Origin of the sequence: Alkalicoccobacillus gibsonii (genome assembly GCF_016798245.1) — a bacterium.
In the GTDB taxonomy this organism is placed as follows: Bacteria; Bacillota; Bacilli; order Bacillales; family Bacillaceae_D; genus Alkalicoccobacillus; species Alkalicoccobacillus gibsonii.
The window spans coordinates 1-14,073 of sequence record NZ_JAEUZA010000006.1 but is presented as its reverse complement, the minus strand read 5'-3'; the positions used below and the strand labels follow the sequence as shown (position 1 = coordinate 14,073).

General features: G+C 41.6%; 15 protein-coding genes, 1 tRNA gene and 1 pseudogene. 14 read left to right on the top strand and 3 right to left on the bottom strand.

Annotated elements, in window-relative coordinates; translation table 11 throughout:
• Positions 1-69: 69 nt before the first annotated feature.
• From spoIVB to JNO66_RS18435, 3 genes and pseudogenes are all read left to right on the top strand, one after another.
• Complete coding sequence (gene spoIVB, locus JNO66_RS18445) at positions 70-1,353, top strand: SpoIVB peptidase (protein WP_246483366.1); 1,284 nt, start codon at positions 70-72, stop codon at positions 1,351-1,353.
• Positions 1,354-1,580: 227 nt separating this feature from the next.
• Positions 1,581-2,374, top strand: a pseudogene (gene spo0A / locus JNO66_RS18440) (sporulation transcription factor Spo0A).
• 176 nt (positions 2,375-2,550) lie between these two features.
• Complete coding sequence (locus tag JNO66_RS18435) at positions 2,551-3,000, top strand: hypothetical protein (protein ID WP_203090681.1); 450 nt, start codon at positions 2,551-2,553, stop codon at positions 2,998-3,000.
• Positions 3,001-3,027: 27 nt separating this feature from the next.
• Here JNO66_RS18435 and JNO66_RS18430 read toward each other — a convergent pair whose 3' ends face one another.
• A complete protein-coding gene (locus JNO66_RS18430; protein ID WP_203090680.1) occupies positions 3,028-3,225 on the bottom strand; it encodes a hypothetical protein in 198 nt (65 codons plus the stop codon).
• Between the two features lie 125 nt (positions 3,226-3,350).
• Between JNO66_RS18430 and steA the strand changes: the two genes are divergently transcribed.
• Genes steA through JNO66_RS18415 form a run of 3 tightly spaced genes read left to right on the top strand, consistent with a single transcriptional unit; the run spans position 3,351 to position 5,930 of the window.
• Entirely contained in the window at positions 3,351-4,478 is a 1,128-nt protein-coding gene (gene steA, locus JNO66_RS18425) for a putative cytokinetic ring protein SteA (protein ID WP_203090679.1), read from the top strand.
• Positions 4,471-5,136 carry a glycosyltransferase family 2 protein gene (locus JNO66_RS18420; RefSeq protein ID WP_203090678.1) on the top strand — a complete coding sequence of 222 codons (666 nt, stop codon included), beginning with the start codon at positions 4,471-4,473 and terminating at the stop codon, positions 5,134-5,136. Before steA ends, JNO66_RS18420 begins: the two co-directional genes overlap by 8 nt.
• Entirely contained in the window at positions 5,133-5,930 is a 798-nt protein-coding gene (locus JNO66_RS18415; protein WP_203090677.1) for a hypothetical protein, read from the top strand. The genes JNO66_RS18420 and JNO66_RS18415 overlap by 4 nt, the downstream gene beginning before the upstream one ends.
• Positions 5,931-5,937: 7 nt before the next feature.
• Here JNO66_RS18415 and JNO66_RS18410 read toward each other — a convergent pair whose 3' ends face one another.
• Positions 5,938-6,180, bottom strand: coding sequence for a DUF2627 domain-containing protein (locus tag JNO66_RS18410; protein WP_203090676.1), 243 nt, complete (start codon positions 6,178-6,180; stop codon positions 5,938-5,940).
• Positions 6,181-6,549: 369 nt separating this feature from the next.
• Between JNO66_RS18410 and JNO66_RS18405 the strand changes: the two genes are divergently transcribed.
• From JNO66_RS18405 to JNO66_RS18370, 8 genes are all read left to right on the top strand, one after another.
• The gene (locus tag JNO66_RS18405) at positions 6,550-7,662 is read left to right on the top strand and encodes a Glu/Leu/Phe/Val family dehydrogenase (RefSeq protein WP_203090675.1); all 1,113 of its coding nucleotides are present in this window, start codon (positions 6,550-6,552) and stop codon (positions 7,660-7,662) included.
• Between the two features lie 23 nt (positions 7,663-7,685).
• A complete protein-coding gene (gene lpdA, locus JNO66_RS18400; protein ID WP_203090674.1) occupies positions 7,686-9,107 on the top strand; it encodes a dihydrolipoyl dehydrogenase in 1,422 nt (473 codons plus the stop codon).
• Between the two features lie 23 nt (positions 9,108-9,130).
• Positions 9,131-10,138, top strand: a complete 1,008-nt coding sequence (locus JNO66_RS18395) for a thiamine pyrophosphate-dependent dehydrogenase E1 component subunit alpha (RefSeq protein WP_203090673.1) — start codon at positions 9,131-9,133, stop codon at positions 10,136-10,138.
• Entirely contained in the window at positions 10,135-11,118 is a 984-nt protein-coding gene (locus tag JNO66_RS18390) for an alpha-ketoacid dehydrogenase subunit beta (protein ID WP_203090672.1), read from the top strand. Before JNO66_RS18395 ends, JNO66_RS18390 begins: the two co-directional genes overlap by 4 nt.
• Before the next feature lie 18 nt (positions 11,119-11,136).
• The gene (locus tag JNO66_RS18385) at positions 11,137-12,396 is read left to right on the top strand and encodes a dihydrolipoamide acetyltransferase family protein (RefSeq protein WP_203090671.1); all 1,260 of its coding nucleotides are present in this window, start codon (positions 11,137-11,139) and stop codon (positions 12,394-12,396) included.
• Positions 12,397-12,477: 81 nt separating this feature from the next.
• Positions 12,478-12,912, top strand: a complete 435-nt coding sequence (locus JNO66_RS18380; protein WP_203090670.1) for a BrxA/BrxB family bacilliredoxin — start codon at positions 12,478-12,480, stop codon at positions 12,910-12,912.
• A 126-nt stretch (positions 12,913-13,038) separates the two neighbouring features.
• A complete protein-coding gene (locus JNO66_RS18375; protein ID WP_203090669.1) occupies positions 13,039-13,398 on the top strand; it encodes a hypothetical protein in 360 nt (119 codons plus the stop codon).
• Between the two features lie 74 nt (positions 13,399-13,472).
• Positions 13,473-13,544: transfer RNA gene (locus JNO66_RS18370), tRNA-Arg, on the top strand.
• 339 nt (positions 13,545-13,883) lie between these two features.
• On the opposite strand, the gene JNO66_RS20480 is transcribed toward JNO66_RS18370, so the two are convergent.
• Positions 13,884-14,073: hypothetical protein (locus JNO66_RS20480; RefSeq protein ID WP_210340946.1), on the bottom strand; the 190-nt coding region annotated here is incomplete at its 5' end.

The window sequence follows — 14,073 nt, the reverse complement described above, 5'->3', positions numbered from 1 at the left end:
GCTATTTGGAGGCAACATTAATAGTACAGCCACATGAGGTGTGGGTTGGGAGCTAGGAGAGTGAAGAATTTGAAGGTAGAAGGAGTGCGTATGGTGGTCGGCATCTTGCTTCTTGCAGGAATGCTGTGTATAGGTTTTTGGAACCCATTAAAAGAATGGGCACATATCCCAACATCTATCTCTGTGTTTAAAGGGGAGTCAGTAACGCTAAAAGCACCAAAGCTCTTAACGGTTGATCCGACTCATGGTGACTCTACATTACACATTCAGGATGCCGAATCAATTGCGGCGATGAGTGCAGGAACCGAAGAAGTTGTGTTTAAAGCAGTGGGTGGATTCCCTGTTAAATCAACAACTGTAGATGTACTACCCGAGCAAAAGGTTATTGCAGGTGGTCAATCAATCGGTGTAAAACTGAATACAAAAGGTGTATTGGTTGTAGGGCATCATTTAATTAAGACAAATACAGGGGAAGTATCACCTGGAGAAACAGCAGGTATTGAAGTAGGAGACATGATTACTAAAATTAACGGTGTCTCAATTGAAAAGATGAGCCAAGTAACACAAGTTGTACAGCAAGCAGGCGAAAAGAATCAAGACTTAAACATTGAACTAAAGCGAAATCAACATCCATTAAACACAACGTTGCAGCCGATTAAAGCCAGTGGTGAGCAATCATATCGGATGGGCCTGTTTATTAGAGATTCTGCAGCAGGAGTAGGAACCATGACCTTTTATGATCCCCAATCTAAGAAGTTTGGTGCATTAGGACATGTGATTTCTGATTCTGACACGCATAAGCCTATTGCAGTCCACGATGGAGAGGTTCTCAGGTCTTCTGTAACATCGATTGAAAAGGGAAGTCATGGGGATCCTGGAGAAAAATTAGCGAGCTTTTCTAAGAATCGAGAAATACTGGGCCAAATAAATAAAAATAGTTCGTTTGGAATTTTTGGTACGCTTAACAAAGCGGACTTAAAAAATGATATTATGGATAAGGAGCTTCCTATTGCCTTATCGAATCAGATAAAAGAAGGACCAGCTAAGATTTTAACGGTAGTTAGTGGAGAGAAAGTAGAAGAATTTGATATTCAAATTGTAAATGCCATTCAACAAAAGCAACCGGCTACAAAAGGACTTGTTTTAAAAGTAACGGATCCTAAGTTACTTGAAGCGACAGGTGGCATTGTTCAAGGGATGAGTGGAAGTCCCATTATACAAGATGGAAAACTGGTTGGTGCTGTCACACATGTATTTGTAAACGATCCAACGTCGGGTTATGGTTGTCATATTGGTTGGATGCTTGAAGAAGCAGGAGTGACAAATGAACTTAAACAGGCTAAAGCGAGTTAACTCGTCTAGCCTGTTTATTATTTTCATATAGGTAAGTTTGTGCTAAAGATTATTCGACAAATTTATATATTATCTTAATTAATTAATCGAAAAGAAGCGAATAACGAAGAAAAATTAAGTATTTGTAAAAGAATAAGGTTTATTTTAAAAAAATAAAGGACTTAGAATCAAACTGTCGAATTGATTACATACAGAAAACTTACAATTGAACTCAAGGAGGATATTTTGTGGATAAAATAAAAGTATGTGTCGTGGATGATAATCGGGAATTGGTTAATTTACTCAGTGAATATATTTCGGCTCAAGATGATATGACAATAGCCGGTGTAGCATATAATGGGCAAGAATGCCTGAGCTTAGTTGAAGACAAACAGCCAGACGTTTTATTGTTAGACATTATCATGCCTCATTTAGATGGGCTTGCCGTTTTGGAACGGATCAATTCTGGTAGTGGTCACAAGCCTAACATCATTATGCTTACAGCGTTTGGTCAAGAAGACGTAACAAAAAAAGCTGTCGATCTTGGCGCTTCGTATTATGTGCTTAAGCCATTTGATATGGAAATTTTGGTCGCTAAGGTTCGTGAAATTGGTGGCAAAAAAGCGGGCATCACACAAAAAACATCAACATTTACGATGAATCACTCACCATCACGATCAGATAAGCGCTTTAACTTGGATGCAAGCATTACAGCGATCATCCATGAAATTGGGGTCCCGGCACATATCAAAGGATATATGTACCTTAGAGAAGCCATCACAATGGTTTACAATGACATTGAATTGCTAGGATCAATTACAAAAGTTTTATATCCGGATATCGGAAAAAATTCAATACAACATCCAGTCGTGTAGAGCGTGCCATTCGTCATGCTATTGAAGTGGCTTGGAGCCGCGGGAACATTGAATCCATTTCTAGTTTATTCGGTTATACCGTTAGTCAGTCAAAAGCTAAACCAACAAACAGTGAATTTATTGCGATGGTTGCAGACAAATTACGAATTGAACATAAGGTTGGTTAAACATTAATTCATTCCAGCGTTAAACATCTTATATTCGTACGATAAGCTAGCTTTCAATGTGTAGTATGACCTACCATTGAAGGCTATTTTATTTAGAAATCGTTTAGAATATGGTTGAACTATTTCTCACTCCACATTTATATATATACATTATATTAATGTATTGGAGGAGTATAGTGGGTACAATGCTAAAAAGAAAAGGCGTATGGTTCACCTTATTAGGTATTGCCGCCGTACTTGTGTCCTGTGGTCAGTCAACTAATGTTACAGAAGCATATTTTGTGGCACCTAAGCCAGTGGACAAGGAGTTTTTATCGTACGCTGGTTTAAGTGACCCTTTTCACTCTGAAGCAGTAGTGGATGAGACGTTAAAAACGGTCACAGATGGTCGCGTTGAGATTTGGATGGATGAGTATAGTGGTCGTTATGGTCCGTTGCAAGAAGGAGTTGTTTGCGGAGCTTGGTTATGTTTAGAGCCTGATAGCCTACCATCCTCTGCATATTTTGCAGAGGATGGGTATATTTACGATAGGCTTACCCCAGGTATTTGGGAAGTCACTTGGGATAAAGATCAATATGAGCAATGGGAATTTTATCCCTTTTATCAAGAAGAGCCAGCTGACTAATGATCAGCTGGCTCTTTATCATGAACATTACTTTCCTGTGGACGCTTTATAAGGTCTTGATAGTCGGATTAAGTTGAATACACTAGATAAGGCAATACCGATCCCAAGGATCAAATAAAACATATCACGACCAGATGAAGAATCAGAAAGAAAATATGCTGAAATTACGCCGATAGCAAAAAGGAAAATGAAGCTATGAAATGTAAGTAACAACCGTTTAGACAAGCAGATTCGCTCCTTTTCATTAAGTATGCCTAGTATAGCGTACTTTTTCAATTAGATAAACGGAGAATGTTTACCCACTTGGTGCACATACTAAATGAAAAGGTGTCCAGTGGAGGATTATAGCAATGACTCAAATTATACAAGGGCAAGCATTTGAAGGTAAACGAACAAAAGAACTATTACATAGAATACCTGATCATGCCATTCTGCTAGTGTGGCACGAGGATCTGGACTCAGTCACAACAGATGCAATCCTCGAGAAAAAGGTAAAAGCTGTTGTCAATCGAAGACCTTCAATGACTGGAACATATGAACATGATAACATCACGCGTCTAATACAAGCAGGGGTCATTGTATGTGATGTGTCAGATTGGAATGATTGGGCCGGGGTGCTGGCCGGGGCGACGGTATTAATTAAAGAGAACAAGCTATTCATTCAAGATAAGGGTGAGTGCTTGGAACTAGCAAGGCTCAATCAGTACACGCCTGAGAAGGTTGATCTACTAAATGAACAAGCAAGAGTACATTTTCCAACCATGTTTAAATCATTTATCGAAAATACATTTTATCATGCAAAAAGTGATCTAGCTGACTTTCTAGAGCCAATAAAGCTCCCTTCTTCGTTTCATGAGATTAAACAGAAACAAGTGTTGATTGTCGCACGGAATGGCAAGTACAAGCATGATGTAAAGGCGATGAAGCGCTGGATCATCCTTACTAACCCGGTTATTGTAGCGGTTGATGGCGCTGCAGATGGACTGCTGGAACTAGGGCTCGTACCCCATTTTATCATAGGTGACATGGATTCCGTTTCCCACACTGCGCTTCAATGTGGTGCCAATATAGTGTGCCACTCTTACATGAATGGAGAGTCGCCGGGACGTACGCTTGTAGATAACTTAGGGTTAGAATCGCAAAGTGTGGACCTTATCGGAACAAGTGAAGATGTAGCGATACGAGCGATACATGCTGCCGGTGCTGATCATCTTTTTTTAATAGGGTGTCGTTTTGGAGTAAAAGAATTTATGGAGAAACAGCGACTGGGCATGGGCTCTACCATCTTATCACGTATGGAATCGGGTGACCGTATGACCGATTTAAAAGGGATTCATCTTCTGTTTGAAGGGACATCCTTTGTATCTCAAGTTAAACGCATGCGACAGGAACTGAAGGCGGAGGCAAAGGAGTTACAAAAAATAATTGGCCAAGGGTACAGGTTGTTTGTTAGGAAGGGAGAAATCAGACATGACTAGAGTCTCCATTGTGATTCCTGCTTATAACGAGCAAGAACGGTTAGCTGCCACGATTCAGGCGGCAAGAACCATTCCGTTTGAACACGAAATTATTTGTGTGAATGATGGAAGCGTTGATTTAACTGCTGAGATTGCAGAAGAATTGGCTGATTTGCATATTCTTCTTCCTGAAAACAAAGGGAAGGGATATGCGTTACAAACAGGCTGGACGCGAGCAAAGGGTTCCTACATTATGTGTCTGGATGCAGATCTAGAAGACTCCGCAAGTGAAGCGATCCACTTACTAGAACCTCTAATGAAAAAGGAAGCGGATCTAACCATCTCAAAGGTTCCGCGTCTCAGTCGCGGAGGAAATGGGTTTGTGAAATCAAAGGTTCAGCGGTTGATTCATGAGCAGACAGGGGTCTGGTTAGAAGCTCCCCTTTCTGGTCAACGGGCCTTTCAAAGAAGATGGCTCAGGCTACTGCTTAGCAAGAATTATACAGGCTATGGAATTGAAACGATGATGTGTTTGCACATGATTCATGGGGGAGCTCGGCTACTCGAAATTGAATCTCAAATGCAGCATCGTGAAATGGGACGTAATCTCACAGGCGTTATGCATCGATACAATCAGTGGCGTCAGATAAGAAGACAGTTAAAAGGTGAAGCTCAATGATTTTATTAATGCTGACGTTACCTATTATTGCTTTTACGAGTATGTGTGCTTTTTATGAGGCAAGATGGACCGTACGTAATTACGAACAAACGATTGTTCCTTACAGCCTAGGGGCATTTGTCGTTTATAGTTATGCGGTCATGTGTGCCTTCCCGCCGAATGAATCTGCTGTTTTTAGTTACATCTCTTTAGGTTATGTCATAGGTATTTGGATCATTGGTTTTATTGACGACCGTTATGGGAGTGGTGAACCAAAAGGCATTCGTGGCCACATCGGTGTGTTTTTAAATGATCGAAGATGGACAACTGGTTTAATAAAAGCGGTAGGAACCATTTTGCTTGCGGGTGTTTATACTTTTTTAAGTCAGCCTCAGTCTGGAATCACAAGTATTATGATGTTTATGCTTCTATGTTTGTTTCCGCACATCATGAACTTATTTGATACCCGCCCTTTACGAGTGTGGAAAATTTCCTTAATGGTTTCAGCGGTTATTGTCGCATTTATGCCAATTCCAAGGTTTTCAACCTTAGTGTATGTATTAACTATTTTTTATTTAGTGTATGTGATGGAGGGAGAAAGAAAAGCCGTGCTTGGTGACAACGGTGCTACTGCCACCGGAGCGATTCTTGCTATTTGGCTTACACATGAAGGGTCTGCGGAATTACAATACTTTAGCGTAACCATTCTGTTTTTGTTATTGCTTGCAGCAGAGCGGGTGTCGTTTTCAATGTGGATTGCGGAGCGACCGTTTTTTAGATGGATGGATGGGATTGGGGTCATGAAGAAAGAGTGACCCACTCCTATCCTTCTTTTTTTGCAAAACGAGGGGCAACCTTGCCATTTTTGCGGTCACGATGAAGGATAAACCCACCGATAAATGCAAATCCAATAAAAAATAACACAATGCCAGCTAGGAATTGTAAGGATATGGATGAGAAAGGGGGTTGAATGATATGAAAAAATGCATCTCTCATCAACTTAATGCCGAATCCGGCCAAGAAGATAGGAATAAGAAGAATGACTAAAGCTACAAATCGTCCCATAAGAAGCCTCCTTGAAAACGTTCTTTCCATATTGTAGCGAAAAAAAGACAAGAAGTATATGCCTGAATGTTGCATGATTTTTAATTTTGAGTAATAATATAAGAGTAAGTTTTAGGACCTAGTCATAAAACGGATCATAATCCGTTCAATAAATGTTCAAATTATCTGTGAAATCGCGTAGCCATAGGATTTAGGCAACCTGCGTGATATACTTGAATGGCGCATTTTGCTATGGGAGTTTTATGATGAATCGGTATATAAGACTAATAATTCATTATAAATTGAGAGACATTTTGCGAGTAAGCATGGAGACAAAGAGAACATGCTACACCCATTTTGACCTTCCAACAGACTAAAGGAGGAATCGCGATGAATCTTTTCTCAACAATGGAAACATACGATTATGAACAGGTAGTTGTTTGTCAGGATAAAACATCCGGACTTAAGGCTATCATTGCTATTCATGACACTACCCTTGGCCCCGCTTTAGGTGGAACAAGAATGTGGAACTATGCAAGTGAAGAGGAAGCATTTGAAGATGCTCTCAGACTTTCAAGAGGAATGACATACAAGAATGCAGCGGCTGGACTTAATTTAGGTGGGGGAAAAACAGTTATTATTGGCGACCCCAGAAAAGATAAAAATGAAGAAATGTTTCGTGCGTTTGGACGCTACATACAAGGATTAAATGGTCGTTATATTACAGCAGAAGATGTTGGTACAACTGTTGCTGATATGGACATCATCCACGAGGAAACGGATTATGTAACAGGAATTTCTCCTGCTTTTGGAGCATCTGGAAATCCTTCTCCCGTTACAGCATACGGTGTATTTGTCGGAATGAAAGCTGCGGCAAAAGCTGCGTATGGAAGTGAGAATCTTGCAGGCAAGAAGATTGCCGTGCAGGGTGTAGGAAATGTATCCTATCAACTATGCAAGTATTTGCATGAAGAAGGTGCAGAGCTAATTGTAACGGATATCTATGAGGCTTCTGCTAAGCGTGCAGTTGAAGATTTTGGTGCGACATATGTCACACCAGATGAAATTTATAGTGTTTCATGCGATATCTTCTCTCCTAACGCCCTTGGAGCCATCATTAATGACGATACACTTGCTCATATTAAAGCAACTGTGATTGCAGGAGCAGCCAACAATCAATTAAAAGAAGAGCGTCACGGCGAGCGTTTAAAAGAGATGGGTATAGCCTACGCTCCTGACTACGTCATTAACGCAGGTGGTGTCATTAACGTAGCTGATGAATTAAAAGGCTATAATCGTGATCGTGCGATGAAAAAAGTAGAAGGCATTTACGATAATGTGGCGAAAGTATTTGAGATTGCCAGACGTGATGGGTTATCTACAAATGTTGCTGCGGATCGTATGGCTGAGGAGCGTATTGAGAATTTACGTCGCTCTCGTAAACAGTTTGTTCGCGATGGACATCATCTATTATCACGTTCAAGAATTGGACAGCAAAAGTAAAAGGTTTTAAAGGAGGAGACACCATGGCGGAAGATTATGATCTAGTCATTCTAGGCGGTGGAACAGGCGGCTATGTAGCCGCAATTAGAGCAGCTCAAGAAGGGCTCAAAACAGCAATCGTAGAACAAGAGAAGATTGGTGGAACGTGTCTTCATAAGGGATGTATTCCAAGTAAAGCGCTGCTTAAAAGTGCGGAGGTTCTTAGAACCGCAAAAGGAGCAGAAGAATTTGGAGTAACAAACACAGGTGTCTCCTTTGACTTTAAAGCTGCACAAAGAAGAAAACAAAAAGTGGTCGATCAGCTCCATAAAGGCGTTAAATATTTAATGGAACGCGGCAAAATTGATGTATATGAAGGAAAGGGTCGAATTCTAGGCCCTTCTATCTTCTCACCAACTCCTGGAACCATCTCAGTGGAAAGAGCCAATGATGAGAACTTAATGCTTATCGGCAAAAATGTCATCGTTGCAACAGGTTCAACTCCTCGTTCACTTCCAGGGCTTGAAATTGATGGAACCCACATACTCACATCAGATCATGCCCTTACACTCGAGTATCTCCCAGCTTCTATGCTTATTATAGGGGGAGGAGTTATTGGCGTGGAATGGGCATCAATGTTAAACGATTTTGGTGTAGATGTCACAATCGTTGAATACGGAGATCGAATTCTGCCTACAGAAGATGCTGACATTGCAAGAGAAGCAGCTAAACAGCTTCAAGCTAGAGGCATTCATATTCAAACCAATGTGAATATACAAACGGATCAACTTTTGAAAGAAGAAAATCATGTGAAAATGACAGGTGCGGCGGGTGATGAGGAGTTCACATTCGAAGCAGAAAAAATCCTTGTTTGTGTCGGACGAGCTGGTAATACGTCAGACATCGGGTTACACAATACAGAGATTGACGTACAAAATGGCTTTATTCAAGTAAATGAATTTGGTCAAACGAAAGAATCACACATCTATGCAATTGGAGATGTGATTGGCGGTATGCAGCTTGCTCATGTGGCCTCACATGAAGGGATCCTTGCTGTCGAGCACATCGTAGGAGCAAATCCTCAACCGATTCAGTATGAAACCGTCCCAAGCTGCATTTACAGCTTCCCAGAAATGGCTTCAGTTGGACTGACAGAAGAAGAGGCAAAAGATCGTAACCTTCCACTAAAAGTGGGGACGTTCTCTTTCCAAGCCATCGGGAAAGCGCTTGTTCAAGGTGAGACAAATGGCTTTGTAAAGCTTATCGCAAATAAAGAAAATGATGATTTAATTGGGGTTCATATTATCGGACCGCATGCAACAGACTTAATTTCAGAAGCGGCCATTGCAAAAGTTCTTGATGCAGCAAGCTGGGAAGTAGCACATACGATTCACCCACATCCAACGTTGTCGGAGGTTATCGGTGAAGCAGCCCTTGCGGCAAATGGACGCGCCATTCATGGATAAGAATGAAGTAGAGGAGGAGAGTTATGATTACAAATAAACACCATTCACTTGGTTTAACAGATGAAACGGTTATAGATATGTATGAGCATATGCTTCATTCACGAAGACTAGATGAGCGTCTTTGGCTATTAAATCGTGCTGGTAAAATTCCATTTACCATCTCATGTCAAGGACAGGAAGCAGCACAGGTAGGAGCTGCATTTGCGCTTGACCAACAAAAAGATTACATCCTACCATATTATCGTGATATAGGCGTTGTTCTAACGTTTGGTATGACAACAAAAGAACTGATGCTGTCAGCCTTTGCAAAAGCTGAGGATCCGAATTCGGGTGGACGTCAAATGCCAGGTCATTTCGGGCATCGTGTAAAACGAATTGTAACTGGATCGTCTCCTGTCACAACACAGGTGCCACATGCTGTCGGAATGGCCCTTGCTGCAAAAATGGAGAAAAAGGACCTTGTTGTATTTACTACGTTTGGAGAAGGGTCTTCCAATCAGGGAGATTTCCACGAAGGAGCAAACTTTGCAGGTGTGCATAAGCTTCCGGTTATTATGATGTGTGAAAATAACAAATATGCAATCTCTGTACCAGTAGAGAAGCAATTAGGATGTGCCAGTGTATCTGATCGTGCCATCGGTTATGGCATGCCTGGTATAACAGTGGACGGAAATGATCCGATCGCTGTTTACGCAGCTGTTAAAGAAGCCGCAGATCGTGGACGCCGCGGGGAAGGTGCTACATTAATTGAGACGGTTTCGTACCGTTTAACACCTCACTCAAGTGATGATGATGATCGTGCTTACAGAACAAGAGAAGAAGTAGAAGAAGCGAAGAGTAAGGATGCGCTTCTTACATTCCGTGAGTATTTAGTTAAGGAAGGCTTGCTTGAAGAGCAGGCTGAACAAGAAATGGAAGACCGAATTGCACAAATCATTGACGAGGCTACCGAATATGCAGAACAGGCGCCTTACGCTGACCCTGAGAGCTTGCATTTACATGTGTATGAAGAGCAGGAGGGTTCATTATGACGGTCATATCTTACATTGAATCAATTACTCAAGCGTTAAAAGAAGAGATGGAACGCGATGAAAAAGTATTCGTGTTAGGCGAAGACGTTGGCGCGCGTGGCGGTGTGTTCCGAGCAACAGCTGGACTTTACGAACAATTCGGCGAGGACAGAGTTCTTGATACACCACTTGCAGAATCAGCAATTGTTGGTGTAGGTATTGGTGCAGCCATGTACGGGATGCGTCCCGTTGCTGAAATTCAGTTCGCTGACTTTATCATGCCTGCTGTGAATCAAATTGTCTCAGAAGCTGCAAAAATTCGCTATCGTTCAAACAATGATTGGCAAAGTCCAATTACGATTCGTGCCCCATATGGTGGTGGTGTTCACGGAGCGCTCTATCACTCTCAAAGTGTAGAGAAAATGTTTGCTGGTACACCAGGTTTAAAGATTGTCATGCCATCTACACCATACGATGCCAAAGGACTTTTAAAAGCTGCGATTCGTTCAAACGATCCGGTCTTGTTCTTTGAGCATAAGCGCGCGTATCGGTTAATAAAGGGTGAGGTTCCTGAGGGAGACTATACATTACCAATCGGAAAAGCGGATGTGAAGCGTGAAGGAGAAGATTTAACGGTCATTACGTACGGACTAGCTGTTCATTTCGCTATGCAGGCAGCTGAACGCTTAGAGAAAGATGGTTATTCCACTCATATTCTCGATTTACGTACTGTTTATCCATTGGATAAAGAAGCGATTATTGAAGCAGCCTCCAAGACAGGAAAAGTACTCCTTGTAACAGAAGATAACTTAGAAGGAAGCATCATTGGTGAGGTCGCTGCAATCATTGCTGAGAACTGTCTGTTTGATTTAGATGCCCCAATTAAGCGTCTAGCTGGACCAGACACACCGGCTATGCCATATGCTCCAACCATGGAAAAAGAATTTATGATTAACCCAGATAAAGTGGAAAAAGCAATGAGAGAGCTTGCTGAGTTTTAATGCAAAGGAGTTGGTCGCATGGCAACAGAAATGAAGATGCCACAGCTTGGTGAAAGTGTAACAGAAGGAACAATTACCAAGTGGTTAGTGCAACCTGGAGATACCATCAAAAAGTATGAACCGATTGCAGAAGTGATGACGGATAAGGTAAGTGCAGAAGTGCCTTCCTCTTATAATGGTGTGGTTAAAGAACTTCATGTCCAAGAGGATGAAACAGTAAGCGTGGGCACGGTTATTTGTTCAGTTGAAACCGATGAAGTCTCTGTTGAACAAACAAATGCTGCAAATGAGAAAAGTGTTGTTCAGGATGAGACCAAAGCGGAAGAGAAAGACACGTCTAGTCGAACACGTTATTCTCCTGCTGTCCTTAAGCTCGCTCAAGAAAATGAGATTGATTTATCTCAAGTAGAGGGTTCGGGCAAGTCTGGCCGTATCACTCGAAAAGATCTTGAGAAAATCATTGCCTCTGGTGGACAACAGCAAGCAAGTCAACAAACCGAACCAGTTCAACAAACACCAGTAGCTCCAGAAAGAGCGAAAAAGGCTGAAACCACTCAAGAAGTGACAACCTCAGCTGGAGATATTGAAATCCCTGTGTCCGGTATTCGAAAAGCAATTGCTTCAAATATGGTTCGCAGTAAGCACGAAATCCCGCATGCTTGGACGATGATTGAAGTAGATGTTACTCGACTGGTTCAATTCAGACAAAGGAAAAAGGATGCCTTTAAAGAAAGAGAAGGATACAATCTAACATTCCTTCCATTCTTCATGAAAGCTGTAACAGAGGCACTAAAGGAGTTCCCAGAGGTAAACTCCGTTTGGGCAGGAGATAAAATCATTCGTAAAAAAGACATCAATCTGTCAATGGCTGTGTCAACAGAGGATGCATTATTTGTTCCTGTTATCCATGGTGCGGACGATAAGTCCATTAAAGGACTTGCTAAGAGCATTCATGAGCTTGCTGGGAAAGTTCGATCAGGCGCGTTGAGCAGTGCAGACTCTCAAGGTGGAACGTTTACGATTAACAATACGGGGTCTTTTGGTTCGATTCAATCGGCACCTATTATTAACTATCCACAAGCAGCTATCCTTTCAATTGAATCGATTGTGAAGCGCCCTGTTGTTATTGAGCAGCCTGAGGGAGACTCCATTGCGATCCGTCATATGGTGAACCTTTGTCTGTCCCTTGATCACCGAATCCTAGATGGATTAGTCTGCGGACAATTCTTAGCTTCTATTAAGAGAAAGCTTGAACAGTTCTCAGAGGGATCAATCTAAGACTTCAAGCATTTCTATTGGTTTTTGCCGTATGACCATGTAAAATAATAGTCAAAGCAGGGCAAAAAGGAGAGAGCACACATGGATTTTAATTTCTTTATTAATGATGTAGTACAAGGTGCTAGACAAGAAATGGTTGAATCAGGTTACAAAGAGCTTACGACTCCTGAGGATGTAGATACAGCTCTACAAGAAAAAGGAACAGCGCTTGTCATGGTGAACTCCGTATGTGGCTGTGCAGGAGGTATCGCAAGACCTACAGCTGCTTACATGAAAAACTACGAAACAAGACCTGACCGTTTTCTAACGGTTTTTGCAGGCCAGGATAAAGAAGCAACAGCAAAAGCACGTGAATACTTCAAAGGCTATGCTCCGTCTTCTCCATCTTTTGCATTACTTAAAGATGGTGAGATTCAAATGATGGTGGAGCGTCATGAAATTGAAGGTCACGAACCCATTCAAGTAGTACAAAAGCTTGAAAAAGCCTTTGATGAATACTGCAAAACAACAAACTAACAAACATTAGAGGCGGTGGACAACAACTGTTCACTGCCTTTCTTTTGAATGATTTATGGTAGACTGACCATGAGTTATAAAATATGCTATAATAAGCCCGATAGAATTAAAGGAGTGTAGTCAAACATGCAGGATTTATATGATCAAATTCAAGTGTATTTAAATATGGACGAAGAAATTTCATTTAAGGAATTTCAAGATTTCTACAAGAAAGTCTTAGATCGTCTCGCGACTGAAGGAAACGAACTAGAGGAAGAATCTCTCTGGAAAGTTCTTTTTGTTGTAGAAAACGTTATTTCAAATGCAGAAGGTCGCGCGAACGATACAAAAGGCAGTGAGTCCAAGAAATATGCTAAAATGGCTAGCAGACTTCAACTGTGGGCAAAGAACTTTGGTGCGCGTCTAGGTACAGCTGGTTACACAGAAGACGACATCAACGAACGCTTTAGCGAAATGTTTGCAGAAGGCGAAAAGCAACACTCGTAATATTGAGAAGGGAGGAAACCATTGACTGAATCCTCCCTTTAAGCTATACTTATTCATGTCGCAAAAACTACCATGCGCCTATGGTGAAAGGGATATCATTCAAGATTCCGATTCTTGCGTTGTAGGTTCGAGTCCTACTAGGCGCGTACAACAAACACTCCACTCTTCCAATTAAGGAAGAGTGGAGTGTTTTTTTCTGTTTTGGGAAGTGTGTGAAGAAGAAAGAGTGGGGTACCAAGATGGCCTGTTCAATACTCAAGCCCCACGCAGTAGAAACCAAGAAGAATCTCTCCAAACCAAGAGCCTCCACTGACTTAAGGAAAAAAATGAACATTTTTCATTTTAGATGAACGTTAGGGGTAAATCCAAGAAGAACGGCAGACAAACCAAGAACCCAAGCCCCTTACCAAGAAGAACGCTGAATCTACCAAGAAAAAGCGGGGGTCTCACCAAGAAGAGAGGGCCGATAGCAAGAAGTGAGGTACCTAAATTAAGACCCACCCCTCGATACCAAGAAGAAAGAGTCTTATACCAAGCCACGCGCAGTAGGAACCAAGAAGAACATCCTCCCAATCAAGAACCTCCACTGACATAAGGAAAAAATGAACATTTTTCATTTTAGAAAGAACGTTCGGAGTGTCACTAAGAAGAACAGCAGACAAACCAAGAACCCAA

Excerpts from the sequence above, each read along its gene's own strand:
- steA (WP_203090679.1), top strand. The coding sequence starts at position 3,351 with ATGACTCAAATTATACAAGGGCAAGCATTTGAAGGTAAACGAACAAAA.
- JNO66_RS18420 (WP_203090678.1), top strand. The coding sequence starts at position 4,471 with ATGACTAGAGTCTCCATTGTGATTCCTGCTTATAACGAGCAAGAACGG.
- JNO66_RS18415 (WP_203090677.1), top strand. The coding sequence starts at position 5,133 with ATGATTTTATTAATGCTGACGTTACCTATTATTGCTTTTACGAGTATG.
- JNO66_RS18410 (WP_203090676.1), bottom strand. The coding sequence starts at position 6,180 with ATGGGACGATTTGTAGCTTTAGTCATTCTTCTTATTCCTATCTTCTTG.
- JNO66_RS18405 (WP_203090675.1), top strand. The coding sequence starts at position 6,550 with ATGAATCTTTTCTCAACAATGGAAACATACGATTATGAACAGGTAGTT.
- lpdA (WP_203090674.1), top strand. The coding sequence starts at position 7,686 with ATGGCGGAAGATTATGATCTAGTCATTCTAGGCGGTGGAACAGGCGGC.
- JNO66_RS18395 (WP_203090673.1), top strand. The coding sequence starts at position 9,131 with ATGATTACAAATAAACACCATTCACTTGGTTTAACAGATGAAACGGTT.
- JNO66_RS18390 (WP_203090672.1), top strand. The coding sequence starts at position 10,135 with ATGACGGTCATATCTTACATTGAATCAATTACTCAAGCGTTAAAAGAA.
- JNO66_RS18385 (WP_203090671.1), top strand. The coding sequence starts at position 11,137 with ATGGCAACAGAAATGAAGATGCCACAGCTTGGTGAAAGTGTAACAGAA.
- JNO66_RS18380 (WP_203090670.1), top strand. The coding sequence starts at position 12,478 with ATGGATTTTAATTTCTTTATTAATGATGTAGTACAAGGTGCTAGACAA.
- JNO66_RS18375 (WP_203090669.1), top strand. The coding sequence starts at position 13,039 with ATGCAGGATTTATATGATCAAATTCAAGTGTATTTAAATATGGACGAA.